This is a genomic window from Aquiflexum sp. (assembly GCF_041749095.1).
GTDB lineage: Bacteria > Bacteroidota > Bacteroidia > Cytophagales > Cyclobacteriaceae > Aquiflexum.
This window is the reverse complement of the sequence record NZ_JBGTCA010000350.1, coordinates 1-6,636: the sequence shown is the minus strand read 5'-3', so window position 1 is coordinate 6,636 and position 6,636 is coordinate 1. Positions and strand designations below refer to the sequence as shown.

The 6,636-nt window shown below is 39.7% G+C and carries 4 protein-coding genes; 3 read left to right on the top strand and 1 reads right to left on the bottom strand.

The window, feature by feature from the left end:
* A partial coding sequence (locus ACEW8O_RS15715; RefSeq protein WP_373495574.1) for a glycosyl hydrolase 115 family protein occupies positions 1–2,121 on the top strand: 2,121 nt, incomplete at its 5' end.
* 264 nt (positions 2,122–2,385) lie between these two features.
* Here the strand turns inward: ACEW8O_RS15715 and ACEW8O_RS15710 are convergent.
* Positions 2,386–3,315, bottom strand: a complete 930-nt coding sequence (locus ACEW8O_RS15710; protein ID WP_373495573.1) for an AraC family transcriptional regulator — start codon at positions 3,313–3,315, stop codon at positions 2,386–2,388.
* Between the two features lie 223 nt (positions 3,316–3,538).
* Between ACEW8O_RS15710 and ACEW8O_RS15705 the strand changes: the two genes are divergently transcribed.
* Together ACEW8O_RS15705 and uxaC are read left to right on the top strand one after the other, a co-directional pair.
* The gene (locus ACEW8O_RS15705; RefSeq protein WP_373495572.1) at positions 3,539–5,197 is read left to right on the top strand and encodes a sodium:solute symporter family transporter; all 1,659 of its coding nucleotides are present in this window, start codon (positions 3,539–3,541) and stop codon (positions 5,195–5,197) included.
* Between the two features lie 13 nt (positions 5,198–5,210).
* Positions 5,211–6,632: a glucuronate isomerase gene (gene uxaC, locus ACEW8O_RS15700; protein ID WP_373495571.1), complete on the top strand. Its 1,422-nt coding sequence runs from the start codon at positions 5,211–5,213 to the stop codon at positions 6,630–6,632.
* Positions 6,633–6,636: the final 4 nt, after the last annotated feature.

Below are 6,636 nucleotides of genomic sequence, written 5' to 3'. Positions count from 1 at the left end.
TATGGAAATGATCATACATTCAATTTAGTTTCATATCAAGGTCAAGCTAAAGTTTTTATAGACCAATCAGAATCTGATTTTATTAAGCTGGCTGTTCAGGATATGGTAAACGATGTAAAGAAAATAACAGGAAAAGAATTGGAAGTAGTTTCAGATCTAAATAATTGTAGTGGATCCTGTGTGGTAATCGGAACTGTATCAAATCTATCTTCTATAAAAATTCTAAAAAAATTATCCTCACCATTATTTTCTGATCTTCAAGGAAAATGGGAAACTTATAAAGTAAAATCAATCACAATAGAGGTTGAACCAATAAAATCCGCATTGGTTATTGCAGGTTCTGACCCACGGGGTACCATGTTTGGAATCTATCATTTTCTTGAAAATTACCTTGAAGTGGATCCTCTTTACTTTTGGTCTGGAAGGGAGCCATTGGAAAAATCTGATTTGATGTGGGAAAAGATTGATTTTAATTCTGAAACTCCCACTTTCAAATACCGAGGCTGGTTTATCAATGACGAAGACTTGTTGACCGCTTTTATGCCATCAGGGGGTAAGCGTAATATTGATTATCCCTATTATGGAGAAGTGGTCAACCCTAGACTTATGGAGCATGTGGTTGAGGCATTGGTTAGGTCAAAAATGAACCTGATTATTCCGGCAAGCTTTATAGATATTATGAATCCTGCCGAAGAAGAACTGGTTAAAATTGCCGCAAAAAGAGGGGTTTTCATTTCCCAACACCATGTGGAACCTGTCGGGGTCAGCGCCTTTGCTTTTTTCAATTATTGGAAAGCCAAAGGGGAGGATAAACTGTTTTCTTATTATAGTAGCAAGGAGGAGTTGATAGAAGTATGGGAGGCATATGCCAAAAAATGGTCTACTTACCCCAATGTGATCTGGCAAATAGGTCTTAGGGGTATCGGTGATAGACCGATGTGGATGGCAGATCCTGGGATTCCCCAAACAGAGGAAGACTTTGGAAGAATTATTTCTGAGGCTATAAAAGAGCAGATTAGAATTATTAAAAAATATGACAAAAGAAGCGATATTCCCCTGACTACTACGCTATGGGCTGAAGGAGCTAGTTTGTTTGCTGAAGGCTATTTGGAAATACCTCAGAATTGTATGATCATCTTTTCTGACAACAGTCCAGGGTGGATTTTCACGCCTGATTTTTATCAGGTAGCACGTGAGGAAAATAGGAAATGCGGTATATACTATCATCAACAAGTTTGGGGTTCAGGGCCTCATTTGGCACCTGCAGTCCACCCATCGCGTACCCACCGTCTTATTGGAGAGGCTATAGAACGACAGAGCGGCGAATATGCCATCATCAATGTATCCAATATCAGGGAGTTTATTTTTGGAATAGATGCGACAAGCAAAATGCTGGTGGATTTTAAAAATTTCAGTTTGGAACAACATCTGGACCAATGGTTTGAAAACCGATACCCAAGTGCACCTAAATTGGCTCAAGAAGCTTATCAAAGCTATTACGATATTTTTGTTGAGCACGATGAAAAAGGAGTACCGATGCTTCTGGACGGTCAAACAAGGGGATCGGGAGGAAATCATCTGAGAAAAATCCAAGAGTATCTTAAGGATCCCGAAAAGTACAAGGCTGAAAACCAGCCCAAAGAATCCACAAAGCTAATTGCAGAAGCCGAATGGGGCAAAAAACACTTGTCCGCTCAATTCCTCCCCAGTGTCCAACCTGATGCTTACCAACAAAAAGTCATACAACAAAGGTTGGCATTGGCCAATGCTATGAAAAGGGCAGAAAGCCTACAACCACTATTTAATCCAATCGAATTCGATTTTTTCGAGACAGATCTTTTGTCAAATGTATTGTTGATGTCAGGGCTGACCAAGTGGTTGGACCATATCCTGAAAGCCCGGCAGTTCTTAGATGGAAGAGACGAAACGCGGGCACTCGAGCACTTGGAGATTGCCCATTCTTTTCTCTCCGAAATAGATTTAGCACGAAAACTTCGAACCCAAGGCAAATGGAAAAATTGGTACAATGGAGATACCAAAGTGAATTTGCCAAATACCGAGAAACTTTCAGAACAGACTCTGGAATTGCTCAGACAGAAAGTAATAACAGGAAAAAATTGATTTATTCTCTTTATTACGTTGGCTCCAAAAGCTTTCAATAAGATTTCTTATTAATGTTAAAATGCTTTTTCCACTCGGAATCGATGATTCATGAATATCAAACGATAACTGTTGATCAATGAAGTTGAAAATAAAGTCATTCATTTAAAGACAATTTTCAACACAGCAGTGAATGACGCTTTCGTTGGAACTATAGAACAAGGTTAAGGACAAATTACTGTAGATACAGACCTTCCTTGGAAAAATCCTTGAATTAAAAATGTCTCAATTATGGATATGGGGGAATCTTTCAGCAAGCATCATGAAGTTGACGTTTTTTTGGTTGGTGGCACAGGCTGACTTTTGATACTGTTGTGGGGTGACTCCCAAAACATATTTGAACACCCTGTTGAAATAGGAGATATTTTTAAATCCCGATTCAAAACCAACAGACGCCACGTTCAGGTCTTCATTGAGCAAAAGTTTACAAGCATAGCCAATACGTACTTCATTCAGAAATTGGGTGAAAGTTTTCAGGGTGGAGTTTTTGAAAAATCGGCAAAAGGCTGTCTCGTTCATGTTAGCGACTTCCGCGGCCTGAGACAGGGAAATATCTTCCATAAAATTGTTCATAATAAAATCGTGTACCTTTTTTATCCGTTGAGACCCTCGGGATTGATAGGCATTTGAAAAACCTGAAGTAGATAGTTTTCTGTACGATTTACTGCTGGCCAGGTCTGCAAGCAAAGATATAAATGCTATTAGTTTTCGGCTGCCTTGGAGGTTTAAAATTTCAAAAAGACGGGTTGATGCCATTTCCCTTGCAGGACCAATAATCTGAATACCCTGGTTGGCATCTTCCAGAAAAATTTTGAGTTCATGCATTTCAGAAAGATTCAAAAAATCCTTTCCCAAAAAATCGGGAAGAAATTGGGTCAATATCAATTCTATATTGAGGTTTGGATTCGATGCATAATAGCATTTATCGGATCTCCAGACATGTGGGAGGTTGGGGCCTACGAGCACCAGGTCTCCATCGGTAAATGATTCTATACTGTCACCAATAAATCTTGTTCCACTTCCTTTTACCATATGGAAAAACTCAAATTCTGTATGATGGTGCCAGATATCATAAGTGTGGGGAACTTGGAATTTTTCGATAAGGAAAGAATGGCCAAGTGACGTGGTGTTTTTCTTCAGAAACAAAGGCATCATAACGGCTGATATTTTGGGTTTAGGGGATCAATTCCAATCTAATTTGATTGATTTTTGCAATATATAAAAGAGTTTTAGGGAAATATGCGAAAATAATTCAACCATTTGCAAAAAATGGTTAAGGTAGATTTATAATTCTAAAATAATTTAGTGGAATTGTTCAATGAATTGATTTTCCTTAACTGGAAATGACCAAAAGAGAAAAATAACGATAAACACACATATGGAAAAACTCCAACAACTCGACTACATTGCCTTCCTGATTTACATGCTTTTGATGGCTGGGATCGGGGTGTTTTTTGGGTGGTTTATCAAAGACATCAAAGATTATTTCAAGGGTGGAAACACCATTCCGTGGATTATTGGGGGTATAAGTAATTACATGGGATTGTTCAGTTCTTTCGTTTTTGTCGCCCATGCAGGGATAGCTTATCAGTATGGATTGATCGGTGTATTGATTCTTTGGAGTACCGTGTTCCCATGTATCATTGCATCAAAATTCTTGGCAGCAAGGTGGAGAAGATCCGGTATCATTACTCCTGTCGAATACCTTGAAACAAGGTTCAACAGCAACGTCAGACAGACTTTCAGTTGGATTGGATTAGGGATGAGGTTTTTAGATAATCTGGTTCGGCTCTATGCCATCGGGATCTTTATCAGCACAGCCACCCACTTCAGTTTTATGGAATCTGTCCTGATTTCAGGTTTTGTGATCACCATGTTTACGATCATCGGAGGAGTCTGGGCGGTGGTGGTGATGGATGCAATTCAGTTTGTGATTTTAATTTTTGCTTCTCTGATTATGGTTCCGCTTTCTTTGGATGCTGTGGGAGGTTTGGGAAATTTGATGGAAAAGCAGCCTGAGCATTTTGGTTTTATGAATGGGCCCAATGGTAATTTCTTTTGGATTCTGGTTTATTTTCTTTTGATAAGTCTCAAGTATAATGGGAATTGGGCTTTTATACAGCGTTTTTACAGTGTCAAGGATGAGCCTTCTTCCAAGAAACTCGGATATTTTACAGCCATCCTCTTCTTTGTATTTCCTATTTTCTTTTTGTTGCCCGCGATAGCTGCTACAGAGATTTTTCCTGTTTTGGCCAATCCTGAAATGGCCTATGTGGCCACTGCTGTCAAACTGCTCCCATCCGGAATTATGGGTTTGATGCTAGCAGCAATTTTCTCGGCGACCATGTCATCATTGAATTCAGAATTCAACATCATGTCAGGAGTTTTGACCAATGACATTTACAAAAGACTCTGGAATGCTACCGGAACAGACAAACATTACTTGTGGGTAGCAAGGATCAATATCATTTTGGTTGGCTTGGTAGCCACTGTCGGCGCTTTGTATGTGGGGCAGCTAGGTGGAGCTTTTGAGGCTAATAAACTCCTGACAGGTTTGTTTGCGATACCACTTGCCATTCCATTGGTATTTGGGATTTTATTCAAAAAACCGAATTCCATCGGTGCATTGGCAACCGTGATTGTAGGGATTCTTGCGGGTTTACTCCTTAACAGCCATCCTGAAATTTCATGGGAATTGGCGACTTTCATCGAAATCCTGATCTGTTTTGCAATATTCTTCTCCTCAGGTTGGTGGGTTCCAAAAACCATCGAATACAAAGACCGGGTGGAGCAGTTTTTCAAATTGATCAATACGCCTTTGAGGCCTGACGAAATCCCTAACATATCTCCTAAATTCAAAAAAATGCTTTCCAATGTATTTGTGATAGCATTGGCATTAAGCGGTTTGCTGATCATTACAATGGTTTTGTTTTCATTAGGCACCAAAGGAAGCAACATCGCCATAATCGGAGCATTGTTTTATTTCTTATTCGCATTCGTGGTTTTTTTGGTTGGCAAAAGGACCTCTCAACACTGACAAACTCAAACCTATGGAATCATTTATAAACAAAAACTGGCTGATCAAAAACAAAACGGGAGAATACCTCTATCACGAGGTAGCGGCAGACCTTCCGATAATTGATTACCACAACCACCTCAATCCACATCATATTGCTGAAAACAAACAATTTGCAAATCTGACTGAACTTTGGATTGAACATGATCCCTACAAACACAGGGCGATGCGGATCAACGGTATCCCGGAAAACGGGATTACTGGATCAGTTTCTGATTTTGAAAAATACCAAAATTGGGTCAGCACGATTCCCAAAACATTGGGCAATCCACTTTTTCATTGGAGCTTTTTGGAGCTGAAAAGGATATTTGATATCGATGAAATGCTGAGCCTAAAAAACGCTGAGACTATTTGGGAAACATGTAATCACAAACTCCAACAGGAAGAATTCAGGACATGCAGTTTGATTCAGAAATGGAAGGCTGAAATGCTGATAACTTCCGATGATCTGTTGGATAATCTGGAATCCCATAAAAAGATCGCCTATTCCTCAAATGAAGTCAAGGTGCTGCCTTCTTTAAGGGCGGATTCCATCCTTGATTTTGGAAATCCAAATTATTTGGACTGGATCAAAAAGCTTGAATTTGAGGTGAATCTGACCATTTCGGGCCTTTCGGAGTTTAAGGAAGCCATCAAAATCCGATTGGATTACTTTGCGGAAAACGGTTGCCTTTTCGCCGATCATGCCTTGGATTCCGGATTTTCATTCCGGTCAATTGAGGAAAAAGAAGCTGAGCTACTTTTTAGGAGTATCATCCAAAGTCAACCAATGGAATCCAAAGACATTGTCAAGTTGAATTCATTTATGTTGAGTTATTTGGGTGAAGAGTATGGAAGGCGTGGCTGGATCATGCAGTTACATATGGGGGCCCAAAGAAATACAAGCAGCAGGTTAAGGAAACTGGTTGGTCCTGCAGGTGGATTTGCAAGTATCGGAAAGGCATGCGACATCAATTCCTTGACATTGTTTTTGGATAGCCTTGACAAAAATGGATTGTTGCCCGAGACCATCCTATACACACTTAACCCGGCTGATAATGCAGCTTTAGCGAGCTTGACTGGTTCATTTGCTGAAGATGGAGTAGTGGGCAAGATTCAATTTGGTCCCGCATGGTGGTACAATGACCATTATGCTGGAATCAGAAAGCACCTGAATGACATTTCGTCTTATGGACTTCTCAGCACTTTTATAGGGATGACCACAGATTCCAGAAGTATCCTTTCCCTTTCACGACATGAATATTTCAGAAGAATCCTATGTGACCAAATCGGTGGTTGGATGGAAGAAGGCAAACTTCCAAAAGACATGGTTTTACTGGAACAATTGATCAAGGATATTTCCTATATGAACATCAAAAACAAAATCCTCAAAAGAGAAAAAATATGGCAGGAATAAATCA

Coding starts and splice junctions, on each gene's coding strand:
- ACEW8O_RS15705 (WP_373495572.1), top strand. CDS start 3,539: ATGGAAAAACTCCAACAACTCGACTACATTGCCTTCCTGATTTACATG.
- uxaC (WP_373495571.1), top strand. CDS start 5,211: ATGGAATCATTTATAAACAAAAACTGGCTGATCAAAAACAAAACGGGA.
- ACEW8O_RS15710 (WP_373495573.1), bottom strand. CDS start 3,315: ATGATGCCTTTGTTTCTGAAGAAAAACACCACGTCACTTGGCCATTCT.